The following is a 26,923-nucleotide window of genomic DNA, read 5'->3' as shown; positions in this document are numbered from 1 at the left end:
CTACAAGAGTCATTGAAAAAACAAACGGAGGATTCAGCAGCCACCTTAGCTGCAGCGGTAGAAAAGCATGGCTCTGAACTTAATCAATTACACAAAGAATTGGATGAGAAGAAAAAAGAACTTGTCGCTGAGCAAGGCGAAAAGAGTGAATTAACGAAGGAAGTTAAGCAGTTAGAAGAGCAGCTGGAAGAAACGAAAGCCTCGGGTGAGAAAGAGATCGAAAAACTCACAGCGAAGTATGAAGCGGCGTTATCTGGGCTACAAGAGTCATTGAAAAAACAAACAGAGGATTCAGCAGCCACCTTAGCTGCAGCGGTAGAAAAGCATGATGCTGAATTCAAACAGTTAGACAAAGAATTTAAAGAAAAAGAAAGTGCCCATAAAGATTCAAATAAAAAGTTAAAAGAAGAATCAAAGGGTTTACAGAACGAATTAGCAGAGCTAAGAAAAGAGCTAGCAATAGCTAAAGAAGAAAAGGCAATTAAAGTTCTAAAATTTAAAATTAAAGATAACAGCAACTTAGAATTGTTAAAGAATATCGCTCAAGCTGAATCGAATGTTGATCTGCAAGGTATAGGTTTAAAAGCAAAACATGTAAACGCTTTAAAATCAGAGCATGCTTTTAAGAAAATTGTCAAGGCAGCCAATCAACGTTTGGCTATTTTGAGCGAGATAGCGCTTGAAGCTTTGAAAGACGAAGTTTGGAATTCAAAAGATCTTCGTTTGTTAAATCAGGTCGCTAGTCTTAGAGAAGCTGATGAAGCAAGTAATGATGATTTATTGGATTTAGGTTTAAATGACAATAATGTTGCTGCTTTACGGAACAATGATTATCTGGTCATTGCTGAGGTAGCTAAAGAGAAATTAGATATTTTAGATGAAGAAGCACGCCATACGCTTAGAAAAGAGGTAGAAACGCGTGTGGATTTAGATTTCTTGCGTGATGTTTCATCAGAAGAGATTATTAGTAATAGAGGTTTAATCGATATTGCTGGACTAGATCGCTATTACGTGAGTGCATTGCAAGATCCTTATTTTTATCAAGAACTTGCCGGAATAGCTGGGAAACGTATAGATGGTAGTCAACGAGCATACGAATATCTAAAAAGGATCATTGAAACCACAGACGATCATGGTTTATTACATAGCATTAGTCGTGCTCGAAGCAATGCCGATTTAAAGATAGGTTTGCTACCTGAAGACTTAGGCGCAGTTGACGCTTTGGTTGTAGAAGATGCCTATAGCTATCTTGCTGATCTAGCTGAAGATCGCTTACATGATCTAAAAAGGGAAGAAATAAGACGTATTAGAGAATCGGTCGTTGTGAGCGATCCTTATCGTGAAGCTCAAGCAAAAGCAGTCGCTGCCTTGAAAGAGGTGATTGCACGAAGTAAAGATGATGAAATGCTCATCAGCATTTCTGAGGCTGACAGTAGTGAAGCTTTAGAAGATGCGGGGCTTGATCCAAAGTTGGTTAAACGTGTGTTTGAAGAGAAAGCATTTTTCGAACTCACTGTTGCTGCAGAAGAAAGGCTGGAAAGATTAAAAGAACGCCGAGAAACACGTAAAGAACAGTTTTTAACGCCTGACCAATATCAGCACGCTTTAACTAAAAAGGATAAAGAGCGAAAACTAAAAGAGGCTGAATCAAATCTCCTAGGAATTATTGGACTTGATAAAAATATCCAAGAGGAGTTAAGAACCTTAGCAAGCTTGTCCCCCATACATATTTTCAACCCCGGATTTCAGGCTGCAGCTAAAAAACATGCTGATGAGCTAGGGGTTAAATACGATAATTTAGCAAAAAATTGTACTTCCATGGTTGAATACCTCAAAGTCTTGCGCGCTGATTTAAGAGATCAATTGGCTAGTTTGCCAACCGATGTAGAAATGTCTGCCTCAACTGTCAAGCTTGACAGGGGCCACCAAATCGCTATCAGACAACGCCGACACCTCATTGGCAGAATCTTAGCGAAAATAGAGCCAGAGCTAGCGCTTCATGCACCTCTGCAAAAGCTATTTCATGGTGATCGAAATGCAAACAATTCACTGCTGCAGCAAGGCCTCGTAAAGACAATAAAACAGGCTAGGTCAGGACGGTTTAATCTTAACTACTTAGGTTTCTCGAGTGATTTTGAGAATTTTGGTATGGAAGATAAAAGTACTTTCTTTAGGAAGGACTATGTGCCTAAAGGAGTAGGAAAGAGAAGTCTTTCCTTGATTGGACATAGAACCTTAAAGTATCAGCCTGTCCATTCATTAAAACCTGGTCAGGGGCGAATACACACCATTAATCCCGATAAACCAAACGTGGCTGGTAGTTACATTGAGGAACAACAAGCTAGTTTTGCGATGAGCGACCACAGAAAACCAGGTACCTTTGTACGTGCACCAAAAGTGAAATTTACAGTCACTAAGTTTCCAGAGGGTGATGAGAGTAATCCGGCCGTGGTAACTGCTCGTGTGCAATTTGCTATTGGTATGGCAAGTGAGATGTTAGCTCGCTATGATGCTCCACCCTCAAGAAAGAATCTGATAGGTTTAGTGTCCGGTACTCCATTGGAGCAAAAATATGTAGGAACGGCGTTGCTTTTGCTTGGTCAGCAAGTACCTTATATGAAATTTGATCATCACGCGATTGCAGTTTCTGATCCTAGTGTTTTTAACCCTGAAACTGAATTGGTTAAAGGATTTTTTGGTGGCTATAGTTTTTCTGATAACTCGTTTTATGCCAGTCATTTCAAACGTCAACCAGCGCTGCAAATTTATCTTGACGGCGTCAAAGAAGCGATGACTGATAAGTATGGTCATCAGGAAACAAGAGGCAAGGTAAAAGGGGTATTGGAAAAAATCGAGCAGGTCTTTTTAAAACGTGAGTCAAAACAGACGATTGAGAAGATTGAAAGCGATTTAGGTAAGCCTCCTCGTGTGCCTTGATAGGTTTGCCTATGGCTCTCAAGTTCTACTAATCCGTTCGGACTGAGGAGGCGCTTGCGCCGTCTCGAAGTCTCACATCAGGATTTGCAAGGCTTCGAGACGGCCTTATGGCCTCCTAAGCCCGAACGGTTTAAATAAGCTAACAAAACTTAGCGCTCCCCGTTGACTAGCCCGCTTTTTATAAATTGACAGTCTCTTATCCGTCACTCAAAATGAATCAAAATAATTTAAAGCAATTAGGGACCATGGAATATAAAGATTACTACAAAATAATGGGGCTTGAACGGGGAGCGAGTCAGGAGGAAATTAAACGGGCTTATCGCAAACTCGCGCGAAAATACCATCCTGATGTCAGTAAGGAAGAAAATGCTGAAGCGAAGTTCAAGGAATTAGGTGAGGCTTATGATGTACTCCGCGATCCCGAGAAGCGCAGTAAATACGATCGCTACGGCCAATATTGGAAGGAGCAAGGCCAAGCTGGTTATAATCCGCAAGCCGATCAACAGTCCTATCAACATTATCAGCATTTTAATGAGGATCAAGCCGCTGATTTTCAAGACTTTCTTAACAGCATTTTTCGCGAGCGTTATGGGCAACAGCAATCCAGTTCATTTTATGATCAGGGACGGGATATCCATGCAAAGCTGGGGATAAGTTTAGAGGATAGTTTTTTCGGTGCTGAGAAAACCTTACAGCTACAGACTCCCGTTATTGATAAATTAGGGCATGTTCAGTATCACGAACGTTCGGTAAAGGTGAAGATACCCAAAGGGATTGGTGACAAAAAACAAATTCGCTTAAAAGGGCAGGGAGGCAAGGGGCCTCATCAACATGCTGGTGATTTGTACATTGAAATTAATATTAACCCTCATCATTTATATAGTTTACAAGATAGAGATATCCACCTGACTCTGCCGATTGCCCCCTGGGAAGCAGCACTCGGCGCCACCATTCAGGCACCGACACTGGCAGGGGCTGTGAATTTGAAAATTCCTAAACTTTCGCAAACCGGGAAGCAAATGCGCTTGAAAGGTCGAGGATTGCCCGGTAATCCCGCAGGCGATCAATACGTGACACTCGAAATTGTCATTCCTCAAGTTGAGAATACAGAAGCGTCAAAACTGTATGAGCAATTGGCGAAAACGATTCATTTTAACCCACGAGAAAAACTAGGAGTGAGCAAATGACTGAGCGTAAAAAAGAGCCTGTCACAGCAGAAAGTGAGGAGTGGTTTCACTTATCCTTGACTGAGGTCACTACTTCTTTTGGCATTTCTCGTGAGACTGTCATTGAAATTATTGATGAAGGGATTATTTCTGCGCAAAAAGATGAGAAGGATGAATGGCAATTCGATGACGAAGCGCTGCGTTGTATCCGAACAGTATTGCGCTTACATAATGATTTAGGAGTCAACTTAGCCGGTGCTGGACTTGCGCTTGAGTTATTAAAGGAGATTGACCGTTTACATGCTTTATTGCGTGATAAAGGCTAACTTTGTTCTGGAAAATGCGTTTCAATTAGAAATTCTAAGCAATACGTGTTAAGGTTGCGCATTGAATTGACAAATTGAGGAAAAATCTATGAAAAATTATTATCTAAAAGGCATAATTGGGTTCTTTTTTGTACTATTAGTGGGCTGCCAATCACTGACGAATGAGAATTTTTTTAGAATAGGGCATTCCGACGCAAGCATCACTGCTTCAGTCAATTCTGCTTTTGCGAGTCATCAAGATCTTTCTACACAGCGGATTCATGTCGAAACGCAAAAAGGAACTGTTGTTTTAAGCGGTTATGTGAAGACGATTCGTCAAAGTGATACTGCAGGCGATATTGCTGGAAAAATTCCTGGCGTTAAATCAGTACAGAATGGGCTGATTGTTCGAAAATAATTGTTATTGCTAAGGCCCGGTTGCGAGCCACCGGGTCGCTAAGAATAATAGGGGCTCAGGACGATGTCATTATTAATTGCTTTTCCAGGGCAAGGTACGCAACATGATAAAATGTTTGCCCAATTAAGTGCAGATTCCTTCGGAAAAGGATGGCTTAAAGAGACAAGTGCGGCAATGAACCTTGATTTATTTGACGAGCTTATCGTTAGCCATGCTTGCGCAGATGTTATTCAAGTTCAGTGTTTGATAACTAGTTTGTCAGTTGGCACTTTCTATTCCTTGAAGAACAAAATTAATTTAGAGTTTGATTTTCTTTGTGGCTATAGTTTAGGAGAAGTATCGGCCTTTTGTGTGAGTGTGGATTTAAGCGCCAAAGAAGTATGTGAACTAGTCAAAAATCGCGCATTCATGATGCAAAAAGCCGCTGACGAATACAGCAATAATCAACCCAATGGATTAATCCTTTTAAAAGGAAGAGTTAATGCGGAACAAGTTAAACAATTAACTGAAAACCATGCTTGTTATGTGGCTATTATTAATGCCGACGATCATTATATTATCGGGGGCTTGTTAACCGATTTATCTGCTTTAATTGAAGAAGCAAAAACAATGGGTGTATTAAAAGCAAGAAAGCTTGCAGTGGATTTACCTTCGCACACCCCTTTCCTCAGCGAAGCAACTAAGACTTTTGCTGCTTATTTGCAACCCTTTCAATCCTCTGTGATGAAGTATCCAATCCTCAATGCCCTGACCCAAGAGCTTATTGTTGATGCCCAATCCATGATAACTATTTTGGCACAAGAACTTTCACAACCTTTGCAATGGGGCAAAACGATGCATATTGCACAACAAGAATATGGGATTTCAAATTTTCTTGAGTTGGGTCCGCGTGAAGGCTTAAAGAATATGGCATTGGCTTCGCTACCTCAAATCAAAGCCTGTAGTTCAGCAAGTTTTTCCACGTTAGAGGATTTAGCGGAGGTGGTTAAAGCGTTTTAGGTTATTAACCAGGCTTGAGAGAATCCCTGCCTACGCAGGGATGACCCACATTGCAGGGATTCGCTCAAAGTTAATTAAGTTTAGGTGGTTCGTCTTGATTCAAAATAAAAGAAAGGCTTGCTTTCTTCTGATCAAAAAAAGGATGATTGGATGGAGATGGTGTGCGGGTAATAGTCTCAGATGAAGCGTCACTAGCTAGGGTTTCATGATCATCAGTTGGCAAGATCGGGTTAGTTGTTGAGGGCTTTCGAAAACTGTTTGTTGCTTGAAAGTTTTGCATTCGAGTTCTATATATTTGCTGTTCTTCTTTAATTCTTGTGAAATCATGTTGAAGCTGTGCAATTACTTCTTCCTGTGATTGACATTTTGCTTCTAGTTCTTCTATTCGGCTTTGCAAACTGGTTAGCTCTGAGCGGTGAACTGTCCTAGTGGAAGTGCTGCTAACACTTAAGCCTGAATGATTTCTAGTAGCTTGAGAATTTGTTCGCCCAGATAGCAGTGCTGTACGGGTAGAAGGTTGTTGTACTGAAGGTTGTCTTAGGTAAGATTGCGTTGGATAAGACTGCGTTAGATAAGGCTGTCTTAAGTAAGGCTGTCTTAAGTAAGTCTGTGTCGGATAAGTCTGTGTTGGATTATACTGTGTTGAATAATGCTGTCTTTCAAAGGCAAGCATACTAGCATAACCTCGCTTTTCTGCAATTTCAGCTAATTGTATATAATCGCTAGCCTTCCGTCCCATAACATCTTTATGTTCCGGATTGGTTATTGTATACAATTCATTGACGCATTCTTTGCAATTTTGTGCTATTGCTTGCATTAGCGGAGTCACATGCGTGTGCAAAATTGGCTGATCGGGATTAATATTGGGTTGTGCTAGTAGGATTCGCAATATATCGGGTTTATTCTTTATTACAGCAAGTCCGAGGGGGGTTATAATAGAGGTCTGAACAGTTGTTCTATCAAAATAGAGGGTTGCTTGATTGACATCGATATTTTTAAATGCAAGCAATAAGCGAACAACCGCTTGCTCCCCCTTTATAACAGCTAACCCTAAAGGACTTACCTGTTTTTCTGCATCTATTTGATTGATATCAATATCATTTCTCATGTGAAAAATTGTGGTCAAATCACCCTTATTAATTGCTTCAAAAAACTCTTTCATTATAGTTCACCGGTGAAAAAAGAGTGAATAATATAACAGGTATTTTTTTCATACAGAGAGGATTTTTGATAGTGAGACTCCAAAAGAAAATTTAAATAAGATAATCAGGGGCGCCTCCTTTTTTATACACTAGCACGGTGCGCTCAAAAGACATAAAGATTTCTCCATGCTGGTTAATGCCTTTGGTCTCAACCGTGACGATACCTTGATCAGGTCTTGACTGCGACTCCCGTTTCGCCTTAACTTCGGTCTCGGCGTAAATGGTATCCCCTTCAAACACTGGTTTTAATAATCGGATATTATCCCAGGCAAGATTAGCCACTACTTTTTTGGAAATAGTATTGACGGTCATGCCGGTAATAATGGCTAAGGTGAAGGTGCTATCGACTAGTGGTTTTTTCCATTCGGTTTGTTCCGCATAATGCACATCGAAATGCAATTGTGCAGTATTCATAGTCAAGAGAGTGAACCAAATATTATCATTTTGTGTAATGGTCCTTCCTGGGCGATGTTCGATAATCTGACCAATAATAAAGTCCTCAAAATAAAAACCAAAATCTTCCCTAAATCGATTTTCTCCCAAAGGGAGATAACTTTGATTAGTCATTTTTTCATCCTAAATTTTCTGCTAATTGAAGAATTTGTTGCGCATGGGTATAAACCGGTATATCAATCATTTCCCCCTTGTATTGACAGACTTTCCCCCCGGCTTGTTCAAAAAGAGAAATAATTTCCTTGGCTTTATCAATTTGTGCTTTAGTCGGTGCAAAATGTTGTTTTATGGCTGCGACTTGCTTTGGGTGAATCGCCAATTTTCCTTTAAACCCCAATTCTTTGACTTTTATGGTTTCGGCAATCAGCCCTTGTTCATCAGCAAAATCAAAATAAGGTGAATCAACGGCAGGGATCTGAGTTAAGGCTGCGGCTTGTACTATTTGCGAGCGCGCAGCTAATAAACCGTTCCAATTTAAATGGCAGCCGATATCGACACTAAAGTCTGCGGCGCCAAAAAAAATGCCTGCAACAGGGGACTGAGTCACGATGTTATTAAGCTGAGTTAAGCCTTTGGCAGTTTCGATGAGTGCAAATAATTGAATTTTTCTAGCCTCTAGACGAAGCACTTTATGAATCATCTTTACTTCTTCTGCACTTTCAGTTTTAGGATATAAAATCGCATTCAGGTGAATGTCAGCCTGTTGAAAAGCCAGTAAATCGGCTAAACCGGCGTCACTAGTGATATGATTGATCCGCACAACAACGGGTAGATTCAGATGACGAGTCTTAGCCAAAAAATGCAAGACGTTTTCTCTTGCCAGATTTTTTTCCTCCGCCGGCACCGCATCCTCAAGTTCCAAAATAATACCATTCGCCCCTGAGCTAAGTGCTTCTTCGAAACGCTTGGGTTTATTGCCCGGGATAAATAACAATACCGGTGAGGTTAATAAATTCATTTATGATCCTTAAATAAAGCCTTGTTGTTTAGCCAGTTGTTGTAATTGTTCTCGAAATGAGGGGTGAGCAATTTTAATCAGTTGATTGGTTCTTTCAGTGGTCGAGCGTCCCTTTAATTGAGCTACGCCGTATTCGGTCACGACATAATCAATGTCTAGTCGAGTATCGGTAGCGATAGAGGAGAGTCTGGGGACAATGCGTGATAGACTGCCATTTTTAGCTGTGGAGCTGCTGGCGATAATAGTTTTACCCCCTTCAGAATAATGAACCCCGCGAACAAAATCCAATTGCCCGCCGACGCCCGAAAATTGATGCTCGAGAAATTCTGCATTTACTTGACCACTAAAGTCAATCTCAATAAAGGCATTAACAGAAATCATATGCTTATTTTGGCCAATGATATTGGGCTCATTCACATAAGATACCGGTAGACAAACCATCGAAGGATTATTATTCAAAAATTCATAAAGTGATTTATCGCCAATCGCGAAGGTAAATACATTGACATAGGGGTTAATCGTTTTATGAGTGTTAGTGACTACTCCTCTTTGAATGAGATCAATCATCCCGGCGGTAATGACTTCTGTATGGATACCTAAGTTTTTATGAGCCCTTAATTGTTTACAAACGGCATTCGGGACACCACCAATTCCCATTTGAATCGTTGCACCATCAGGGATGAGGGGCGTGATGTGTTGGCCGATTTGTTTATCAAGCTCGCTTGCAGGTTTTGAGGGTTCTTCCAATAAAGCGATGGTATTTTCCACCAGTGCGTCAATTTCACTAATGTGGATTAAAGTTGAGCCAGCGGTTCTTGGCATGTTTGCATTGACTTCGACAATTAATTTGTCGGCATAACGGGCCAATTCAATGGCATAGTCCCCATTCGTTCCCAAATTAAAAAAACCGTATTCATCCATGGGCGCGACAGTCGTAATAAAGGCATCAAGTTTGGTGATTCCTTTTATTGTGCTAGGGTAACGGCTGAAATTAGTTGGGACAAAATTGATATATTTTTTGCCAAGTGCAAAACCTCGCTCAGCGAGCAAAACTTCCCCTTTGGACATCATTGATGAATAGGGTTTGATGATATGGAGCAAATCCTCTTGAAAGATAGTTTGTAGGGCAACTTCCCCACAGCGAAGATAATAGACTTTGACTTCGTTTAAATCGCCCGCTTTTGCCCGCTCGGCCAAAGCTTGGCATAGGGCTGGTGGTGTGGAGACTCTCATTCCCATCGAAATGACCGCGTTTTTAGGAATTAACTGAACTGCCTCTTCCGCTGAGCATTGTTTCTGTTGATATAATCGATCAAAATTCATTTATTTTATCCTTGTGAATACCTTATCCCTGTTTTGTAACCGCCTGGTTTGCAGTTTTAATTCCCAAAGGTAAAGGTATAGATATCCACCCCTGGTTCAGTAGCAATAACTTCTAAAATCCCACTAGTAAATTCTTTTTCAACAACCGCTTCGTAAATTGAATCTTTATCTACCAAAATGCTGCTGTTAGTAACGTCTTTTCCCTTATTGGTTGTTAAGGGTTTGTTATTTAAGAGTAACTGAACTTTGATCGGTTTTTTAGTGTTATTACCCATAACAATAAAAACTTTACGTGCATTAAAATGAATTTTAAGCGCCGCATTAGGTGCACCAGAAGTAATTTTATCCTCATTCACCTGCCAAGCACCTTGCAAAGCCCAGGCGTTTTTGGGTAATTCGGCAGGAAAATTATATTGAGCAATTTTGTCATAAGTGAGATAAGGGCTAAAACTCCGATCCGCACGTGCATAGCCTAAATAAGTTTCTGGGGTTTCAAAATAAGAATAAGGCTCACTGGAACTTGCCTTTACTAAGCTTAAATTATCAATGCCCAATAAAAAGCGAATATTATTTTCAGTGACATCGTAAAAGCCTTCACCAAAATGCTGATAAACCACTTCTCCCTTTTTATTGATCAAATAATGAGCCGGCCAATAATGATTATTGAAATTGCGCCAAGTTTCAAAATTGTTATCAAGCGCGACCGGATAAAGGATGCCATCACGTTTCACTGCGGCTTCCACATTCGCTAAATTTTTTTCAAAAGCAAACTCGGGCGTATGGATGCCAATAATAACCAAACCTTTATCGTGATATTTGTTATACCAATCTTTTAAATAGGGCAGAGTTCTAACACAATTGATGCAGGAATAGGTCCAGAAATCAATCAGTACTACCTTACCTCTCAGCCCAGCGATTTTTAATGGAGGTGAATTAATCCAGGCTGAAATGCCCTCAATTTCTGGCGCTTTGTAGGGAACCCATAAGCCGTCTTCTAAATCAGTTGCGGTGCGGATAGTGGTTTCAGGTGCCGCAGTAGGGACAGCGTATCCCTCATCTTGATAAATCATATAGCCCACACTGGCGATGATAATCACGCCTAGAATTTTACGAAAAAGCCCAGCCTTTTGTTTAAAAAAGCCAAAGGTTTCAATAATTTTTCTTCCATAAAGAGCAATAATAAACATCGGAATGGCTGCCCCCAATGCAAAAGCGAGCAGGGTAAAAAAACTAATAATGGTTGTTTTCTGAATAACTGTCTGGACAATTACGGCAGCTAAAATAGGACCAGCGCAGGGAGTCCAAACAATGGCAATCAAAGCACCAACAAAAAGCCCGCTGTAAAATCCACCCTGTGGATTATTTACTGAGGAAAAAGACGAGCCGAGGTCAGCGAGTTTTTGTGTGAGCTGACTAAATTTTTCGGTCAAATAAGAAGAAATCATAATTAGACCTAAAATGAGCAAAATAATATAGGAGAGATGGCGAATTGTATTTAAATCAATACCAGTATATTGAACAAATTGACGTGAAAAAAAGGCAACTAAGGCAAAGCTAAGGGCAAAACCGATAATAATTCCCAAAGGACGTTTTTTAGATCCGGCAAGAGAGCCTGCAAGTACAATCGGTAAGATCGGCAGAATACAAGGTGAGGTGATAAGGGCAAATCCTTCGATGAAGCCTAAAATAATGCTGATAAGATTCGACTGCACGCATGTTCTCCTTGATTATTTACTATAAGAATAGCACCGAGAGGCCAGTCGGTTTAGTTCTATATAGCCAGATCTTGAGATAAAAAACGCAAAGATGAATCTCCAGAGGAAAAAAGGAATCTGGACAATCTAAAATAGCTAAATGGCTGCTTTCTCGATTAAGTGGTAAGGGCTTTTAGCTTCAAAACGAAATCGCAAGAAGCTAGTCTGGAAAAGTATTTAAAATCATTTTGAAAGCAGCGGGTGGATAAATTAAGAGAGCATGCGCCGTAAAATATCATCTTTATTAATAAAATGATGCTTTAACGCGGCAAGTGTATGAAGAATGATCGTTGCAATTAATCCATACCCTAGCCATTTATGGAGGTCGCTATAAAATAGTAGATTCTCCTGGCTAGCTGCGACTAGGTTGGGTAAGGTAAATAAACCAAAAAATGACGCGGGAAGCCCCGCTGATGAGGTGACCAGCCATCCTGTAATTGGCATAGCAAACATAAAACCGTAGAACGCCCAATGCACAGCACGGGCAGCGATTTTCTCGAGGAAGGGAATGGACAAGTTAGGTGTGATGTTGATGAGCCGCCATCCGAGTCTCACAATCACTAATGCAAGTACTAATAAACCGTATTCTTTGTGCCACCCATAAAACTTAAGCTTTTCTAAGCTTATTGGTAGTTCAACCATGTATAAGCCTAAAGCGAGTAATCCGATAATTAAAATGGCAATAATCCAATGGAGAAGGATAGCAATTAAACCAAAATGGGTGTCACTGTTTCTTATACGCATCGACTGTACCTTCCTTTAAATAACTTCTGCTAACAACCCTGATTGAATCCATCCCTTCAACAGAGAGGCGGCCTGCATGCCTACTTCCTCTTCTTCATACCATTGACAGAGACCCTCACACAACTCACTAAAAGTTGAGCCTTTTATTAAGGCATCCAGAGCCCAGGCTTCCTCTTCGCCTAGGGTGTAAAAACGATTCAGATAATCATGGCGCCACAAAGCCCAACGTGTAAGCTCAGTATTTTGAGTTGGTTTTTCTGGTGGCTGCTCGTTAGAGATTGCCTCCCATATTTTTACTGCATTCCAAACAAAATCCATACGTTGAAGAGAAGCATGGGGTTTAAACTGTAGCTCAGGCCAGGCATCAGAGGGGATGGCAGCCATTTGTTCAATTGTTAACACTTCATCGTCCGCTGCATCAAAGCTTAGCGTCATTTTCCATTCAAACTCCGCTAATTCAGCTAAGAAAGACTCGTTAAGCTGTTTTAGATAAGCACTAAAAGAGTCTCCGTACCAGCGGATTGAGCGATAGGGAGAAGGAAATTTATCAATATAATTTCCACCTAGTTGATGAAATTTTTCTGGGCCTAAATAAGTACTCAGAATAGGAAAATTACTCACCAAGGAGTCAAGTAATCGATAACGATAAGCATCGAGATAAATACCTAATCTTTGGTTGACTGACACATTTGCAGTAGACACGATTGATTTCTCAATATCCACCTGATTTTTTAATAAGAAATTTTGAAACTGATTTTGTAGATGAAGTAGAGCCGTCATGCTAATAACTCTTGGCGGTGCGAATGTCCCATGATTGTCCTCGCCTGATTTAACTCCACCAATAGCTCGGCTAAGGGGGGAATATTATCATCGCGCTCGATCATCGTGGACTTAGGTCCTAACTTAGCAATCGTTTTCGCATACAAATCCCACACAGGCTGGATAATTGGTGCGTCATGAGTATCGATAATGTAGGTACCATGGTCTGAATGGCCGGCAAGATGAATTTGAACTACGCGTTCAGCCGGTATTGCATTAATGTAGTCAAGCGCATCGAAATCGTGATTGACTGAACTGACATAGATGTTGTTAACATCCAGAAGAATATAGCAGTCGGCTCGTTGAGTAATTTCGCAAATAAATTCCCATTCTGTCATTTCAGATTGAATAAAAGTAAGATAACTAGATACATTTTCAATCAGAATGCGCTGTCCCAAATAATCCTGTATTTCTTCAATTCGGGAAACAATGTGCGTAATCGCTTCTTCAGTATAGGGTATTGGTAGTAAATCATGCATATTTAACCCTTGGACACCAGTCCAACATAAATGGTCGGAAATCCAAACAGGGTTTATGCGTTCGGCTAATGATTTTAATTCTTTAAGATAAGCTCGATCGAGCGGGTCTGCACTGCCAATCGATAGGGAAACACCATGCATAACCACCGGGTAGTTCTCTCGGATTTTATCTAAAAAATAAAGCGGTTTACCGCCGGGAATTAAATAATTTTCGGTAATAATTTCAAACCAATCTACATCGGGTTTGTTTAGCAAAATATCTTCATAATGCTCAGGCCGTAGACCTAAACCGAAGCCTAAATAAGGTAATTTTTCATGAGCCATGGATTAAAGTCCAGGTATGCCAATGCATACCTGGTATCCTTTTGTTACTGGGAAGTGCCAGTGCTTGAATCGCCGCCAGTTGTGCCAGTAGCAGAAGCTTCTACAGTGCCGCCTGCTTTCTCACATTGGTCTTTAGTCATAGAGCTTATGCCTTGACCTTTGCAAGAGTTTTGACCTTTGCAAGAGTTAGTAGCAGTTTTGCAGCTGCCTTGTCCTTTACAAGCGTTAACGCCTTTGCAGTTAACCATAGTAGAAGAAGCATCAGAGGAAGATGCATAGACAGGCGCCATTGCAAACATTGCTGCTGCACCTAAAGCTAATACTGTACCAGTCGCTTTAACCTTGTTCATAAAAGTTCCTTTTTAGATTGCCGAAAATTAAGAATGAGCTATGAGTTTCGACCTATAGCCTTAATCAGTGTAGATAGGATAAATCGATGATGTCAAGGTAGTTTGCATTGAAATTTTAAACCTCAGCGAGGTAAAGAAAAGCATATAAGCAGTGTGCAAATAAATTAAGCATAACTCCTTGTAATACCAGTGTTATTTTAAATTTCATAAGCTGCAATAGCCGCCTTGACTTGTGGCCGTTTTCCAATCGTTTTATACCATTTCATTAAATGGGGAAATTCAGTTTCATTAATCGGTGTTTCATAGAAATTTTCATAGCAATATAGCCAAGGCCAAATGGCCATATCCGCTATCGTATAATCAGTCCCACTGATATAAGGATGTTGTTTAAGCTGTTTATCCATGACACCCATTAAACGCAAGACCTCATCGCCATAACGTTTTTTTGCATAAGGAAGGTCTTCTGGAGCATAGCGATAAAAATGACCGTATTGGCCAAACATAGGTCCAATATGTCCTACTTGAAAATAACACCATTTCAATACATTGAAACGGCCTTTTAAATCTTTTGGTAAAAAGCGTTGATGTCTTTCAGCAAGATACTGAAGGATTGCCACACTTTCAAAGAGATAAAAATCCATTTCAGGGTCATAGATCACTGGAATTTTGTTATTGGGTGAGATAGCTAAAAACTCTGGGGTAAATTGTTCACCTTCGCGAATATTAATCAGTTCAATTTCATAGGGGGCTGCTAATTCTTCAAGCATAATAGTTGGTTTTATTCCATTTGGAGTGCCGAGTGAATAAAGTTTATACATCGTTATCATCCGTGATTGGAGTTAGTGAGCCATTGAAACTCTACTATAATTCAGAATCCTCTCAATAGGAACTAGATACAGAGGTTAAACAGCATGGGGTTTAATCCAGCCTAAACTGAAGGCAATGAAGAGAAACAGAAATAATATTAGGGACAAAGCAATTCGCCAGGTTAAGGCTTTGACGGTTCGTTTCGTTTTGCCTTCATCGCGTACGAGGAACACCAAACCACTTCCTAAAGAAAATAAAATAATCAACATAGTTATAATGATGATTGCTTTGGTTAACATTTGTTATACTCCTGAAACTGAAAAGTTGAGTATTAGTAAAGATGGTCAGTTTAACTTGTTTTAATCGTCGTTTCACGCCCAAATGGTGGATGGTAATTCTTAGTTGTTTATTTATTGCAGTTTTCCTGCGTTTAGGATTTTGGCAATTAGGGCGCGCCGAAGAAAAAAAGCAAATGTTGGCAGTACAGGCGAATTTTGCACAGAAAGCACCTATTGTCTGGAAAGCTGGTGAGGCAAAGCCTGAGCAATATCAGCAATTGCAAGTGGTAGGGAACTATTTACCGCAAATATTGCTTTTTGATAATCAGCATTACCAGCACCAATTCGGTTATCATGTGCTTAATCCTTTACAATTAAATGATAATCAGGTCCTCCTCATTGATCGAGGCTGGGTTGCAGGGGATATCAACCGACAATTATTACCCGAAATTACAGTGCCAACAGAAACGCAAACTTTAACAGGTTATGCTTATTATCCCTCTGATAATTGGGTTTTGGGACCGGCCTACGAAGAAAAAAAGAATAATGTAACGATCATTGAGCGTATTGATACAAAATTAATCGGCCAGTTTTTGCATAAATCGGTATATCCGTTTATCATTCGCCTCGATAAGGACAATGCCCAAGGGTATGTGCGCGAATGGTCTATCGTCGCTATGCCCGCAGAACGGCATTATGCCTATGCTCTCCAATGGTTTGCGATGGCGTTAGTGATCTTAATCCTTTTTATTGCATTAAATTTGAAGAAAAAATATGACTAAACGTAATTATTTGACTTTAGTGTTATTGGCTTTGATCTTTACAGCTCCGGGCCTCACTGCTTATTTGTATTATCGTAATCCACAATGGTTGAGTGCGGCTACAACTAATAAAGGCCAGTTATTAAATCCTCCCGTCTTGTTAAGTAATGTCGAAGATGGAAAACAAAAATGGCGCTTTGTACTTTGGTATCCACGTCATTGTGAAATCCAGTGCTTACAAGCCGCCGACAAGCTTGCGCGTATTCGGCTCGCTTTAGGACGCCATTTGTATGAAGTGGATCAATGGCTGTTAGTGAGTGAAACGAGTCCAGCTATGCAAAATGCCGACACACAAATGTTGCGTGAACACGATATTCATGTCTCCCGTTTATCCGAAGCTACTCTAAAACAATTGCCTATTCTCACTGATAAACCTCGAGTGCTTATTGCGAATCCTAAGGGTTTTTTAGTTTTGGCTTATGAAGAAGACGTCAATCCGAAAGATATTTATCAGGATATTAAACGCTTGTTGGGTACAGAAAAGAAGAGTGGATAGCGAATGCAATTTAAAGCGATAAAATATGCGACAACGATAGCAGTGATTTTGGCCTTATTTGTGGTCATGCTCGGTGCTTACACCCGTTTAACAGATGCTGGTTTGGGCTGTCCTGATTGGCCGGGCTGTTATGGGCATATGGTTCTTCCTAGTGCAAAAACTAAGCTGCAATCGGCCCAGGAGCAGTATCCACAAATACCGATTGAGTCCCGCAAAGCTTGGACAGAAATGGCGCATCGCTATGCGGCAGGCACTTTGGGACTTTTGATCTTATTCATCGCCGGCTCAGTGCTCTGGCGACGTTTTCAAGGTGCTCAATTGCCCTGGCAATTAGCCTTAACCTTAATTCTGTTGCTGTTATTTCAAGCGGCCTTGGGTATGTGGACAGTGACTTTAAAATTACTCCCTGTTGTCGTGATGGGGCATTTATTGGGAGGTATCCTCATTTTTGCCTGCCTTAGCCGTTTGCGTTTGCAATTGAGTGCTGCCAAGCCCATCAGTCTGCCTCAATGGCGTTTTTGGGTTTTATTAGGCACTTTGATAGTCTTTTTCCAAATTGCATTAGGCGGATGGGTAAGTTCAAATTATGCCGGTATTGCCTGTATTGGTTTTCCACAATGCAATGGGCAATGGTTACCGGAATTACATTTCTCTCAGGGATTTAACTTGTTCTCACCGGTCGGTGCCAATTATCAAGGCGGCGTACTGGATAATGATATTAGAATGACTATTCAATACATCCACCGATTAGGCGCGTTGATCACTGCAGTCTATCTCTTAACTTTATCAATCTTATTATTAATGAAGGTCCGTAATTGTTACTTAAAAGCTTTAGCTGTAGTGACCATCTTGTTAGTGTGTATACAATTCATTCTTGGAATAATGAATGTTGTTTATTTACTGCCTTTATGGATCGCTGTGGCCCATAATGGTGTTGCTGCTGTCCTGATGGCAACATTGTTGATGATGCACTATCTCACGCAAAACGGCCCTAAACCGGAGCAAAGGAGAGTTGACGATGGTTGCTAATGCGGAATCAGGCTTAAACAAAGTTAATTGGCGGGATTATTTAGAGCTCTGCAAACCTAGAGTTGTGGCTCTCATGCTCTTGACAGTTGTTGTTGGCATGTATTTAGCGGCGCCTGGTTGGATAGCCTTGACCACTCTTTTCGCGTCTTTAGTGGGTATTGGTTTTTGCGCAGGTTCTGCCGCAACCATTAACCACCTGGTAGATAAACGCATTGATGCGATTATGGCACGTACTAAACAAAGACCAATTGCCGGTGGTAGAGTATCTGTCAAACAAGCTCTGTATTTTGCAACAATATTAGCTGCCCTAGGGCTTGCAATTTTAATTCTATTTGTGAATCCATTAACCGCGACCCTAACCTTTATTTCGCTCATCGGCTATGCTGGAATTTATACCGGTTATTTAAAGCGGGCAACACCCCAAAATATTGTAATTGGGGGGCTGGCGGGAGCCGCGCCGCCGATGTTGGGATGGACTGCCGTGACGAACCAACTTGACCCACAAGCCTTGCTTTTAGTGTTAATTATTTTTACTTGGACACCGCCACATTTTTGGGCTTTAGCAATTTATCGCATAGAAGAATATAAAAATGCCGAAATTCCGATGCTACCGGTGACTCATGGCGTCCCGTTTACTAAATTAAACGTCCTTTTATATACCATTCTGCTCTTAGTAGTTACTGCACTGCCTTTTGTTGTCGGAATGAGTGGTTGGCTCTATCTGGCGGGGGCTAGTTTACTCGGTATACGTTTTTTATATTGGGCGATTATATTATATCGTTCGGAACAACCCGCAGTCGCTATGCGTACTTTTCGGTTTTCTATTGTTTATTTAATGATGTTGTTTGTATTTTTGTTGATTGATCATTATACCCATGGTATCTGAAGAGAGAATGGGCATATCTAAGGGGGATAAAATGGCTGCTCAAAAGAATCGCATTACTCTGACTGTGATTGTTTTACTTGGCTTCGTTGCATTGATTGCCGGCCTATTTGTCTCACAACATCTGCCTTTTAAAAAGAAAATTGATCCCAACAACTTTCATGGCACCTTGCTTGAGAAACCAAGGGAAGTTAATCAATTCAGTCTGACAGGTATCGATAATCAAGTGTTTAATAATGCAAGTTTACAAGGGCAATGGACTATCATTTTCTTTGGCTTTACAAATTGTGGTTATGTATGCCCAACGACGATGACCAAATTAAATAAAATGTATCGCTTGCTTGAAGAGAAACAGGTTAAACCTTTGCCGAAGATAGTCATGATTTCTATTGATCCCGAAAGAGACAATTTGGATAAATTGAATCATTATGTTAAAGCCTTTAATCCTGATTTTTATGGAGCTAGGGGTGATGATGAAATGATTAAACAAATGACCAGAGAAATGGGAATTGCCTATGCAAAAGTAACGGCGCCGAATGCCCAAGATTCGGAGAGTTACGATATGCAGCACAGTGCGGCGCTCATGTTATTTAATCCCCAAGGTGAGTTAATGGCGTTCTTTACTACCCCACATCGAGCTGATTTGCTTGCTAAAGATTATCAATTATTAGTTTCATAATTCATTGCATAAAAAATCAAATAACTATCCTCTCCTCAAGCAGGAGAGGTGCGTAATTTAAAATTTATTTTTAAATTACGTGCTAGTCTTTAAATATAAAGAATAAAAATAAAACAAGGAAACACAGATTCATGAAAATTGCTATATTGGCGACTAATCCGCAATTGTATTCGCATCAACGATTAAAAGCTGCCGGCGAACAAGCGGGTCACGAGGTGAACATCATAAACCCTCTCTATTGTTATATGAATGTTGCGGCTTCTAATCCTAAAGTCCATTATCGAGGTGGGGAGCCTTTGCCGAAATTTGATGCGGTTATTCCTCGCATCGGGGCTTCAATCACTTATTACGGTACTGCTTTATTAAGACATCTTGAAACAATGGGTATTTACACACTGAATGAGTCGATTGCCATTTCTCGTTCTCGCGATAAATTTCGCTCATTGCAGTTGTTAGCCCGTAAAGGCATACCGATGCCTTTAACCAGTTTTGCACAATCTCCCGATGATACTGAGGATTTAATTCGCATGGTCGGCGGTGCGCCTTTAGTCATTAAGCTTTTGGAAGGAACCCAGGGGAAGGGTGTCATTTTGGCAGAAAGCCATCAGTCTGCAGTCAGCATTATTAATGCGTTTAAAGAGATGTCAGCTAATATTTTAGTCCAAGAATTCATCGAAGAATCAAGAGGCACAGACATTCGCTGCTTTGTGATTGGCGATAAAGTCGTCGCCGCTGTAAAAAGACAAGCCAAAGAAGGTGATTTTAGAGCGAATGTGCATCAAGGCGGTAAGGCAATCAAAGTGAAATTATCACCGCAAGAGCGTGCGATTGCGGTTAATTCTGCGAAAACGATGGGGTTGAAAGTAGCGGGAGTGGATTTAATCCGTTCAAATCATGGGCCTCTAGTCTTAGAAATTAATTCCTCGCCAGGATTAGAGGGAATTGAAAAGGCTACGCACGTCAACATTGCTGCTAAAATTATTCAATATATAGAGAAAAATGCGAAGCCGAAAAACGTAAATAGACGATTCCAAGGATGAAATGACTAAACGAAACTCGATTACTATTGCTAAAGAAACAATTAAAGCGGGTGAATCGCGTTGTGTTAAGTTAGCTCTAGCGATGTTGTATACCTCAACGCCTCTTGAGGTACCCGTTTATGTATTTCATGGCAAAAAGGATGGCCCTATTCTTTTCATCACTGCTGCTATCCACGGCGATGAAATTAATGGGGTCGAAATTATGCGTAGGCTGCATCATTCTTCTCATATCAAGCGCCTTCGCGGAACGTTAATTACGATACCGATCGTCAATGTTTATGGCTTGATGCTTCATTCGCGTTATTTACCGGATCGACGTGATTTAAATCGTCAATTTCCTGGATCGGAGCAAGGTTCAATGGCTTCGAAATTGGCTAAACTGATAATGACTGAAATTGTGGAACATTCCACGCATGGCATTGATTTACATACCGGTGCCATTCATCGTAGTAATTATCCTCAAGTGCGTTTTAGCCATTCAAGTGTAGAATCACGTAAGATGGCTGAAGCATTTGCAACCCCTATTTGTGTGCCATCGAGTATACGTGATGGTTCTTTGCGCCATGCCACTGAAAATTTAAATATTCCCATGATTGTTTACGAAGCAGGCGAAGCCTTACGTTTTGATGCATTTTCAATCAAATTAGGGGAGCAGGGAATCTTAAGGGTGATGAAATACTTAGGCATGCTGTCTCCCTCGCAAGGCAAGCACATTGCCAAGAAAAAAGGAGCATCTGCTGTAGCAAAATCAACTTATTGGATTCGCGCATCAACCAGCGGCATGATGGTTGATAGTAAACCCCTGGGCCATAGAGTGAATCGCAATGAGTTGCTCTGCCATATTGTTGATCCCTTGGGGGATAACAGAGAAAGTGTTTGCTGTCCTTATGAGGGAATCATCATTGGCAAATCAAATATCCCTTTGGTGAATGACGGTGATGCTTTGTTTCACGTTGCCTTGTTTGAAGATCTAGATGAATTAAAGCTGCCGCCAGTAACCGGTCCTGATGAATGGGATTAACCGTTCGAGCTGAAAACGTGCGGAGCACCGTACCGGTCTGTGATTAACCGTTCGGGCTGAAAACGTGCGAACCACCGTACCGGTCCTTGTAATTAAACGTTCGGGCTCTGAGGTATTCCCCACGAAATGGGGGGATCTAAGAAATTTGTATTCATTTTATCCCGTTCAGCCTGAGGAGCACGCATGGCGTGCGTCTCGAAGGCTTACAAAGACCTTCTAGTAGACAGGCCTTGCGTATATGCAGAAAGGGGGAAAATTTTGAGGGATCTCTCAGTGGAGCCTTTGCTTTATGATTAGCGATTTTTCTTTTGGCGATCTTCGCTTCTGCCAACTAACCACTCTGGGTTGACTTCAAACTCTTCAGCCATACGCGTCAATAAACTTTGATCAGGAAGAGAGATGCCATTAATAAAGGCTTCGGCTTTAAATTTGGGAATTTTCACTAATTTAGAAAAAACCTCAATGCGCTCGTCGCTACGGAGCGGGACACCGATACTATCAAGTTCTTTATTTAGACGATCGGCAAATTGTTTATTGGGCATATTCACCTCAATGTGAAAATTTTATATATGTTCTATAGCATAAAAAAAAGGTTTTGCAATTGGATTGAAAAAAATTCTTTTGACTGACAGCCTGTCAATTCGTAGCTTTAGCCTTGGCCTAAGCTACAATTCAACGGTGCAATGAGGTTTACTGATGATGCGGATAAGGCCATTAACCCAGAAGTCACTATCATTAACGCAGGGGATCAGTGTTAAGCGTTCGCCGCCTAATGCTATCCATTGTTCTTTAGCGCGAATACCGACTTCTTCCAGTGTTTCTAAACAATCGGCTACAAACGAAGGAAAAGCAATTGCCAGGCGTTTGACCCCTTTTTTAATTAATTCGGGTAATATTTCATCGGTGTAGGGTTTTATCCAAGGCGTTTTTCCTAAGCGGGATTGAAACGCCATGCCGTATTTACCCTCAGATAAATCAAGTTTTTTTGCTAATTCACGAGTAGTGTTATGACATTGCCCTTTATAGCAAATTGGATTGATTTGATCGCTAGGTCCGCAAGTTGGCGCGCAAATTTGCGAGCAGCCAATGCGAATTAGGTGTCGTTCAGGGATGCCGTGAAAACTAAATAATAAATAATCATGTTCGCTAAGTAGTGGTTGAATCAATGCCGCTTGGGCATCGATAAAACCTGGATGCTGATAAAAATCACGAATGATCGTTAACTTAGGTTGAGGATTCCTGCGTTCAACTAATTGCATTAGTTTATCGAGGGATGAGCCCGTCGCAGCAGAAGAATATTGTGGATACAGCGGAACTACAGTGAGTTGTTCACAATCCTCTAATTGCTGTAATCCTTGTGCGATCGATGGTTCCCCATAACGCATCCCCAATGCTATTTTCCATTCAGGCCCTAGTCGAGTTTGCAATTTATCCGCAAGGTTACGGCTATGAATGAATAGCGGAGAGCCTTCATTAGTCCAAATCGCTTGATAAGCTTTTGCAGTTTGTTTAGGTCGAAAGGGTAGAATTGTTCCATAAACGAGAGGGTATCTTATTAGTGCCGGCAGATCGATAACTCGTTTATCAGTTAGAAATTCGCGCAAAAATTTTCTAACCGCTGATTTTTTTGGACTGCTCGGAGTGCCAAGATTAATAAGAAGTAGACCGTTTTTCATGATAAATTAAGAATAAGAACCAATTTGCAATCATATCACAATGACAGAAAATTAGGGTGATATTCAATTGGTAGAACCTCAAATACAAAATTCTCCACGCACAAATAACTAAGAATCAGCACTTTGAGGTCTTCCCGAGAACTGAAACGCAGTCAAGACGCAGTCAATAAGAAATTATCCAATCATGTAGAAAGCCCGATTTTCCTAATAGGAAAGCTTCGGCTTTCTAGGCATCAATGGGTTCGCTTATCGCAATGACATTTGAAGCATGCAAACCACGCTCACCTTTTTCAAGATCGTAGCTCACTTGTTGCCCTGGAACTAAAGTTTTATAACCGGTTCCTTGAATGGCAGAAAAATGAACGAAAATATCTTCGCCACCACCAGCGGGCATAATAAATCCCCAGCCCTTGGCATTATTAAACCACTTGACTTCGCCTGTAGCCATGACTCCTCCTTTTGCTAAAGCGTATCAATCGTCAACCACAATTGGTTGAGCAATTGCATTCGTCCTTAAATGACAATTGTAGAAACCCCATTTTTAAATGGAGTAAGCTCAACATAACGTATAATAGGGTTAGGCCACAATAGTTTTTAAAAAAAAATTGTGTAATTAAATTAAAATCTTGTCAATAACCCCTAAAATCAATGTTAAAATGAAAAGTTTCATCAGAGACTTTATTTTTGCCTGCTAAATTTAAGATAATGCACCCACATTTTTTGAGATGGATTGAGTTATGACGATAGCACTGCTTGATGGATTAAATGATAGACAACGTGAAGCGGTGACCGCGCCTTTAGGAAATACGTTGGTTTTAGCGGGAGCCGGTAGCGGTAAAACTCGAGTGCTGGTTAGTCGCATTGCTTGGCTCATAGAAAAAGAACAAATGTCGCCTCATGCTATTTTAGCCGTTACCTTTACTAATAAAGCAGCAGGTGAGATGAAATCGCGCTTGCAGAATTTACTTGAGGTCCCTTTATTTGGGCTGTGGGTAGGGACTTTTCATGGTCTATGCCATCGCTTATTGCGTCGTCATTATAAAGAAGCCAATTTACCCGAGCAATTTCATATTTTAGATAGCGAAGATCAGGCGAGAGTGATTAAACGCGTGCTCGCTGCCTTAAATCTTGATGAAGATCAATGGCCAGTCAAGCAGGCGCAGTCCTTTATTAATGGCAAAAAAGATGAAGGTTTACGACCCCAGCATGTTCATACCCTTGAATACGGTCCAGGCCGGACTTTAGTGAAAATTTATCATGCCTATGAGCAAGCTTGTCGGACTGCCGGTGTCATCGATTTTGCCGAATTATTACTACGCACTCATGAATTGTTGCGAGATAATCCTGAGATCTTGGCCCATTATCGTCAACGATTCCAAGCCATTTTAGTGGATGAGTTCCAGGACACCAATACAATTCAATACGCATGGATTCGTTTATTAGCAGGTGAACAGGCTGCAGTCATGGTAGTGGGTGATGATGATCAATCCATTTATGGCTGGCGTGGTGCTAAAGTGGAGAATATTCAGCAATTTTCTCAGGATTTTAAAAACACCTTAGTTGTTCGATTAGAACAAAATTACCGCTCAACCTCGACTATTTTAGAAGCAGCCAACGCGTTAATTACTAATAATGATTCCCGAATGGGAAAAGACTTATGGACAGCGGGTGCTTCAGGCGAAAAAATCGTTGTTTACTCTGCGTTTAATGAATTAGAAGAAGCACGTTTTGTCAGCGAGCGGATCGCCATGGAAATAAGTCGTGGACGCAGCGCTGAAGAGATGGCTATTTTATATCGCTCCAATGCCCAATCGCGCGTGTTGGAGGAAGCCTTGTTAAGGGCGGGAATTGCTTATCGTATTTATGGTGGGGTACGCTTTTTTGAACGAGCGGAAGTTAAAGATACTTTGGCTTACTTGCGGCTCGTAGCCAATCCAGATGACGACACTGCTTTTGAGCGTGTGGTGAATTTCCCGACTCGCGGTATTGGCGAAAAAACCTTGGAAGAAACACGCCATTTTGCTAGAAGCGAGGAGATACCGCTGTGGAAAGCGGCAAAGGCAATTTTGCAAGCTGGATTATTACCTCAGCGTGCTGCATCCGCTTTAGAAAAATTTATCTTATTGATTGAGAATCTCCAAAAAATAACGGCCAATCTTGAATTGGATGAACAAATAAGCACCGTCATTGAGCAAAGTGGCTTATATGCTCATTTCGCTAAAATTAAAGGCGATAAATCGGAGTCTCGCTTAGATAACTTACAAGAATTGATTAATGCAGCAAAACAATTTCGTTATGAGCAAACAGAAGAGAGCGAGCTGCCTTTATTGGTTGCTTTCTTAGCCCATGCTTCCTTGGAAGCGGGTGAGATGCAAGCAGCAGAACACGAGCGCTATGTTCACCTCATGACGTTGCATGCTGCAAAAGGTTTGGAATTTCCTTTGGTATTTTTAGTGGGTATGGAAGAGGGTGTTTTTCCGGGTAAACAAATTGCAGACGAGCCAGGACGCTTGGAAGAAGAGCGTCGTCTTTGTTATGTAGGTATGACGCGTGCGATGGAAAAATTAATTCTCTCTTATGCCGAAGTGCGACGACAATACGGACGCGAAGAATATCATCGACCTTCACGTTTTTTGCGCGAATTACCCGCAGAGTTAGTTGAAGAAATACGCGTCAAAGCAAGATTCCAAACACCTCAAGCGCTATCCCAAAAAGCACTCCCTTCGGATGCAAAAGAGGCTGGTTTAAGATTAGGGCAAAGCGTAAGTCATGCGAAGTTTGGCCAAGGGGTCATTTTGGCAGTAGAGGGCTCTGGGGCACATACTCGCGTCCAAGTGAAATTTGCTGAAGAAGGGTCTAAATGGTTGGTTCTTGCTTATGCGAATTTGACCATTTTAGAAGACAATTGTACTTCCTATTAATTTAGTCCTAGAAAACCGGGGTTTCAGTGCGTAGAATATTGAATTTCACCTAAGCTGGTGCTACGGTTTGGGGGCAAAATAATTTTGATTATTATCATAAGGGGATAAGGCGTGAAATTGACAAGTCTATTAACAGCAGGCGCATTAGCGTCGGCAATCGTGTCACCGGTTGTAGCAGCAGATGCAAATGGCGCTAATGGTGGAACCATGTCTCCTGCAGAGAAAAAACAAATTGAGCAAGTTATCCATGATTATTTGGTTAGTAATCCTGAAATATTGCTAGAAGCCTCTCAAGCTCTGCAGCAAAAACAACAACAAACCATGCAAGTTCAAGCGCAAGCAGCTATCAAAGATAATGCAGGACAATTATTTAATGACAACCTCACCGTTGTAGGCAATCCTAAAGGAAATGTGACTTTAGTAGAGTTCTTTGATTATCAATGTATTCACTGCAAGAAAATGGCACCCGTCATTGCTGCTCTAGTTAAGCAAAATCCTAATTTACGTGTGATTTATAAAGAGTTCCCAATTTTTGGTAAGAGCTCTGACGCTGCTTCAAGAGCCGCACTTGCTGCTGCAATGCAAGGTAAGTATATGGCGATGCATGATGCATTACTCAAACAAGAAAACCGTTTGAATGATCAAATCATCATGGACACAGCAAAAGCAATCGGTCTTGATATGAACAAATTCAAGACAGATATGAGTAGCCAAACTGTGAGCAATGTACTTGATGCGAATCGTGAGCTCGCAGAAAAATTGCATTTAATGGGTACACCGGCCTTTATTATTGCGGCAACTACAGATGGCAAACTGAAAGAGGGTAGTACACCTACCTTTATTCCAGGCGCTGCAAGCGAAGAAGCTTTGCAAGAGCTTGTGAAGAAAGAGAGTGCTAACGGTTAATATTGTGGTTAGGCTTCGAGACGGCGCTAAAGCGCCTCCTCAGCCCGAACGGAAATGATGCTGCGGGGTAATATCTCCTCGTAATCCGAGCGGAAATGAACTGCGTGGTGGTTAGTATCTCCTCGTAATCCGAGC

At 41.0% G+C, this 26,923-nt stretch carries 28 protein-coding genes; 14 read left to right on the top strand and 14 right to left on the bottom strand.

Translation table 11 applies throughout. From position 1 onward, the window contains the following. The 5 genes from Lnau_RS10905 to Lnau_RS10885 form a co-directional block, all read left to right on the top strand. On the top strand, positions 1–2,937 hold a 2,937-nt coding region (locus tag Lnau_RS10905; RefSeq protein WP_058505183.1), incomplete at its 5' end, for a coiled-coil domain-containing protein. Between the two features lie 245 nt (positions 2,938–3,182). After that, a complete protein-coding gene (locus Lnau_RS10900) occupies positions 3,183–4,124 on the top strand; it encodes a DnaJ C-terminal domain-containing protein (RefSeq protein ID WP_058505240.1) in 942 nt (313 codons plus the stop codon). Next, entirely contained in the window at positions 4,121–4,429 is a 309-nt protein-coding gene (locus tag Lnau_RS10895; RefSeq protein ID WP_058505182.1) for a chaperone modulator CbpM, read from the top strand. The genes Lnau_RS10900 and Lnau_RS10895 overlap by 4 nt, the downstream gene beginning before the upstream one ends. Positions 4,430–4,517: 88 nt before the next feature. Then, a complete protein-coding gene (locus tag Lnau_RS10890; RefSeq protein ID WP_058505181.1) occupies positions 4,518–4,826 on the top strand; it encodes a BON domain-containing protein in 309 nt (102 codons plus the stop codon). A gap of 63 nt (positions 4,827–4,889) precedes the next feature. Then, complete coding sequence (locus tag Lnau_RS10885) at positions 4,890–5,825, top strand: ACP S-malonyltransferase (RefSeq protein ID WP_058505180.1); 936 nt, start codon at positions 4,890–4,892, stop codon at positions 5,823–5,825. A 70-nt stretch (positions 5,826–5,895) separates the two neighbouring features. Here Lnau_RS10885 and Lnau_RS17025 read toward each other — a convergent pair whose 3' ends face one another. The 11 genes from Lnau_RS17025 to Lnau_RS10830 form a co-directional block, all read right to left on the bottom strand. Next, a complete protein-coding gene (locus Lnau_RS17025; protein ID WP_058505179.1) occupies positions 5,896–6,987 on the bottom strand; it encodes an ankyrin repeat domain-containing protein in 1,092 nt (363 codons plus the stop codon). A 91-nt stretch (positions 6,988–7,078) separates the two neighbouring features. Then, positions 7,079–7,594 carry a MaoC/PaaZ C-terminal domain-containing protein gene (locus Lnau_RS10875; protein ID WP_058505178.1) on the bottom strand — a complete coding sequence of 172 codons (516 nt, stop codon included), beginning with the start codon at positions 7,592–7,594 and terminating at the stop codon, positions 7,079–7,081. A 4-nt stretch (positions 7,595–7,598) separates the two neighbouring features. Then, positions 7,599–8,438 carry an HpcH/HpaI aldolase/citrate lyase family protein gene (locus Lnau_RS10870; RefSeq protein ID WP_058505177.1) on the bottom strand — a complete coding sequence of 280 codons (840 nt, stop codon included), beginning with the start codon at positions 8,436–8,438 and terminating at the stop codon, positions 7,599–7,601. 9 nt (positions 8,439–8,447) lie between these two features. Next, entirely contained in the window at positions 8,448–9,761 is a 1,314-nt protein-coding gene (locus Lnau_RS10865) for an acetyl-CoA hydrolase/transferase family protein (RefSeq protein WP_058505176.1), read from the bottom strand. 56 nt (positions 9,762–9,817) lie between these two features. Then, positions 9,818–11,473: a cytochrome c biogenesis protein DipZ gene (locus Lnau_RS10860; protein WP_058505175.1), complete on the bottom strand. Its 1,656-nt coding sequence runs from the start codon at positions 11,471–11,473 to the stop codon at positions 9,818–9,820. A gap of 252 nt (positions 11,474–11,725) precedes the next feature. After that, entirely contained in the window at positions 11,726–12,259 is a 534-nt protein-coding gene (locus Lnau_RS10855) for a cytochrome b (RefSeq protein ID WP_058505174.1), read from the bottom strand. Between the two features lie 15 nt (positions 12,260–12,274). Beyond that, entirely contained in the window at positions 12,275–13,039 is a 765-nt protein-coding gene (locus Lnau_RS10850; RefSeq protein ID WP_058505173.1) for an HvfC/BufC N-terminal domain-containing protein, read from the bottom strand. Next, positions 13,036–13,881 carry an MNIO family bufferin maturase gene (gene bufB, locus Lnau_RS10845; RefSeq protein WP_058505172.1) on the bottom strand — a complete coding sequence of 282 codons (846 nt, stop codon included), beginning with the start codon at positions 13,879–13,881 and terminating at the stop codon, positions 13,036–13,038. The genes Lnau_RS10850 and bufB overlap by 4 nt, the downstream gene beginning before the upstream one ends. Before the next feature lie 44 nt (positions 13,882–13,925). Continuing rightward, positions 13,926–14,231, bottom strand: coding sequence for a BufA2 family periplasmic bufferin-type metallophore (gene bufA2, locus Lnau_RS10840; protein ID WP_058505171.1), 306 nt, complete (start codon positions 14,229–14,231; stop codon positions 13,926–13,928). Positions 14,232–14,428: 197 nt separating this feature from the next. Then, a complete protein-coding gene (locus tag Lnau_RS10835; protein WP_058505170.1) occupies positions 14,429–15,049 on the bottom strand; it encodes a glutathione S-transferase N-terminal domain-containing protein in 621 nt (206 codons plus the stop codon). 84 nt (positions 15,050–15,133) lie between these two features. Further along, positions 15,134–15,337, bottom strand: a complete 204-nt coding sequence (locus Lnau_RS10830; RefSeq protein WP_058505169.1) for a twin transmembrane helix small protein — start codon at positions 15,335–15,337, stop codon at positions 15,134–15,136. A 41-nt stretch (positions 15,338–15,378) separates the two neighbouring features. Between Lnau_RS10830 and Lnau_RS10825 the strand changes: the two genes are divergently transcribed. The 7 genes from Lnau_RS10825 (at position 15,379) to Lnau_RS10795 (ending at position 21,285) form a co-directional block, all read left to right on the top strand. Continuing rightward, the gene (locus Lnau_RS10825; RefSeq protein WP_058505168.1) at positions 15,379–16,098 is read left to right on the top strand and encodes an SURF1 family protein; all 720 of its coding nucleotides are present in this window, start codon (positions 15,379–15,381) and stop codon (positions 16,096–16,098) included. Beyond that, positions 16,091–16,633: a hypothetical protein gene (locus tag Lnau_RS10820; RefSeq protein ID WP_058505167.1), complete on the top strand. Its 543-nt coding sequence runs from the start codon at positions 16,091–16,093 to the stop codon at positions 16,631–16,633. Before Lnau_RS10825 ends, Lnau_RS10820 begins: the two co-directional genes overlap by 8 nt. A 3-nt stretch (positions 16,634–16,636) precedes the next feature. Further along, the gene (locus Lnau_RS10815) at positions 16,637–17,662 is read left to right on the top strand and encodes a COX15/CtaA family protein (RefSeq protein ID WP_058505166.1); all 1,026 of its coding nucleotides are present in this window, start codon (positions 16,637–16,639) and stop codon (positions 17,660–17,662) included. Further along, the gene (gene cyoE, locus Lnau_RS10810) at positions 17,652–18,548 is read left to right on the top strand and encodes a heme o synthase (RefSeq protein WP_058505165.1); all 897 of its coding nucleotides are present in this window, start codon (positions 17,652–17,654) and stop codon (positions 18,546–18,548) included. Before Lnau_RS10815 ends, cyoE begins: the two co-directional genes overlap by 11 nt. Positions 18,549–18,579: 31 nt before the next feature. Further along, a complete protein-coding gene (locus Lnau_RS10805; RefSeq protein WP_058505164.1) occupies positions 18,580–19,224 on the top strand; it encodes an SCO family protein in 645 nt (214 codons plus the stop codon). A gap of 131 nt (positions 19,225–19,355) precedes the next feature. Beyond that, positions 19,356–20,264: a 30S ribosomal protein S6--L-glutamate ligase gene (gene rimK, locus Lnau_RS10800; protein ID WP_058505163.1), complete on the top strand. Its 909-nt coding sequence runs from the start codon at positions 19,356–19,358 to the stop codon at positions 20,262–20,264. Between the two features lies 1 nt (position 20,265). Then, complete coding sequence (locus tag Lnau_RS10795) at positions 20,266–21,285, top strand: succinylglutamate desuccinylase/aspartoacylase family protein (RefSeq protein WP_238585967.1); 1,020 nt, start codon at positions 20,266–20,268, stop codon at positions 21,283–21,285. Between the two features lie 293 nt (positions 21,286–21,578). Here the strand turns inward: Lnau_RS10795 and Lnau_RS10790 are convergent, their stop codons facing one another. From Lnau_RS10790 to Lnau_RS10780, 3 genes are all read right to left on the bottom strand, one after another. Further along, complete coding sequence (locus tag Lnau_RS10790) at positions 21,579–21,827, bottom strand: hypothetical protein (RefSeq protein ID WP_058505162.1); 249 nt, start codon at positions 21,825–21,827, stop codon at positions 21,579–21,581. Between the two features lie 123 nt (positions 21,828–21,950). Beyond that, entirely contained in the window at positions 21,951–22,961 is a 1,011-nt protein-coding gene (hemH, locus tag Lnau_RS10785) for a ferrochelatase (protein ID WP_058505161.1), read from the bottom strand. A 226-nt stretch (positions 22,962–23,187) separates the two neighbouring features. Then, positions 23,188–23,409, bottom strand: a complete 222-nt coding sequence (locus Lnau_RS10780) for a cold-shock protein (RefSeq protein WP_058505160.1) — start codon at positions 23,407–23,409, stop codon at positions 23,188–23,190. A gap of 289 nt (positions 23,410–23,698) precedes the next feature. On the opposite strand from Lnau_RS10780, the gene uvrD reads away from it, so the two are divergent. Beyond that, on the top strand, positions 23,699–25,882 hold the full coding sequence (gene uvrD, locus Lnau_RS10775; RefSeq protein ID WP_058505159.1) for a DNA helicase II: 2,184 nt from the start codon (positions 23,699–23,701) through the stop codon (positions 25,880–25,882). A 111-nt stretch (positions 25,883–25,993) separates the two neighbouring features. After that, on the top strand, positions 25,994–26,788 hold the full coding sequence (locus Lnau_RS10770) for a DsbA family protein (RefSeq protein ID WP_058505158.1): 795 nt from the start codon (positions 25,994–25,996) through the stop codon (positions 26,786–26,788). The last annotated feature ends 135 nt before the right edge of the window (positions 26,789–26,923 follow it).

It is taken from the genome of Legionella nautarum (assembly GCF_001467895.1).
GTDB lineage: Bacteria > Pseudomonadota > Gammaproteobacteria > Legionellales > Legionellaceae > Tatlockia > Tatlockia nautarum.
The sequence above is the reverse complement of the archived record's forward strand: the minus strand, read 5'-3'. Positions and strand labels throughout refer to the sequence as shown.

Bases quoted from the DNA above. Each gene is read 5' to 3' on its own strand.
- Lnau_RS10790 (WP_058505162.1), bottom strand. From the start codon at position 21,827: ATGCCCAATAAACAATTTGCCGATCGTCTAAATAAAGAACTTGATAGT.
- rimK (WP_058505163.1), top strand. From the start codon at position 19,356: ATGAAAATTGCTATATTGGCGACTAATCCGCAATTGTATTCGCATCAA.
- hemH (WP_058505161.1), bottom strand. From the start codon at position 22,961: ATGAAAAACGGTCTACTTCTTATTAATCTTGGCACTCCGAGCAGTCCA.
- Lnau_RS10885 (WP_058505180.1), top strand. From the start codon at position 4,890: ATGTCATTATTAATTGCTTTTCCAGGGCAAGGTACGCAACATGATAAA.
- Lnau_RS10875 (WP_058505178.1), bottom strand. From the start codon at position 7,594: ATGACTAATCAAAGTTATCTCCCTTTGGGAGAAAATCGATTTAGGGAA.
- Lnau_RS10820 (WP_058505167.1), top strand. From the start codon at position 16,091: ATGACTAAACGTAATTATTTGACTTTAGTGTTATTGGCTTTGATCTTT.
- Lnau_RS10825 (WP_058505168.1), top strand. From the start codon at position 15,379: ATGGTCAGTTTAACTTGTTTTAATCGTCGTTTCACGCCCAAATGGTGG.
- Lnau_RS10890 (WP_058505181.1), top strand. From the start codon at position 4,518: ATGAAAAATTATTATCTAAAAGGCATAATTGGGTTCTTTTTTGTACTA.
- Lnau_RS10870 (WP_058505177.1), bottom strand. From the start codon at position 8,438: ATGAATTTATTAACCTCACCGGTATTGTTATTTATCCCGGGCAATAAA.
- Lnau_RS10795 (WP_238585967.1), top strand. From the start codon at position 20,266: ATGACTAAACGAAACTCGATTACTATTGCTAAAGAAACAATTAAAGCG.
- bufB (WP_058505172.1), bottom strand. From the start codon at position 13,881: ATGGCTCATGAAAAATTACCTTATTTAGGCTTCGGTTTAGGTCTACGG.
- Lnau_RS10830 (WP_058505169.1), bottom strand. From the start codon at position 15,337: ATGTTAACCAAAGCAATCATCATTATAACTATGTTGATTATTTTATTT.
- Lnau_RS10855 (WP_058505174.1), bottom strand. From the start codon at position 12,259: ATGCGTATAAGAAACAGTGACACCCATTTTGGTTTAATTGCTATCCTT.
- Lnau_RS10850 (WP_058505173.1), bottom strand. From the start codon at position 13,039: ATGACGGCTCTACTTCATCTACAAAATCAGTTTCAAAATTTCTTATTA.
- Lnau_RS10780 (WP_058505160.1), bottom strand. From the start codon at position 23,409: ATGGCTACAGGCGAAGTCAAGTGGTTTAATAATGCCAAGGGCTGGGGA.
- uvrD (WP_058505159.1), top strand. From the start codon at position 23,699: ATGACGATAGCACTGCTTGATGGATTAAATGATAGACAACGTGAAGCG.
- Lnau_RS10900 (WP_058505240.1), top strand. From the start codon at position 3,183: ATGGAATATAAAGATTACTACAAAATAATGGGGCTTGAACGGGGAGCG.
- Lnau_RS10805 (WP_058505164.1), top strand. From the start codon at position 18,580: ATGGCTGCTCAAAAGAATCGCATTACTCTGACTGTGATTGTTTTACTT.
- Lnau_RS10815 (WP_058505166.1), top strand. From the start codon at position 16,637: ATGCAATTTAAAGCGATAAAATATGCGACAACGATAGCAGTGATTTTG.
- Lnau_RS17025 (WP_058505179.1), bottom strand. From the start codon at position 6,987: ATGAAAGAGTTTTTTGAAGCAATTAATAAGGGTGATTTGACCACAATT.
- Lnau_RS10895 (WP_058505182.1), top strand. From the start codon at position 4,121: ATGACTGAGCGTAAAAAAGAGCCTGTCACAGCAGAAAGTGAGGAGTGG.
- bufA2 (WP_058505171.1), bottom strand. From the start codon at position 14,231: ATGAACAAGGTTAAAGCGACTGGTACAGTATTAGCTTTAGGTGCAGCA.
- Lnau_RS10865 (WP_058505176.1), bottom strand. From the start codon at position 9,761: ATGAATTTTGATCGATTATATCAACAGAAACAATGCTCAGCGGAAGAG.
- Lnau_RS10835 (WP_058505170.1), bottom strand. From the start codon at position 15,049: ATGTATAAACTTTATTCACTCGGCACTCCAAATGGAATAAAACCAACT.
- cyoE (WP_058505165.1), top strand. From the start codon at position 17,652: ATGGTTGCTAATGCGGAATCAGGCTTAAACAAAGTTAATTGGCGGGAT.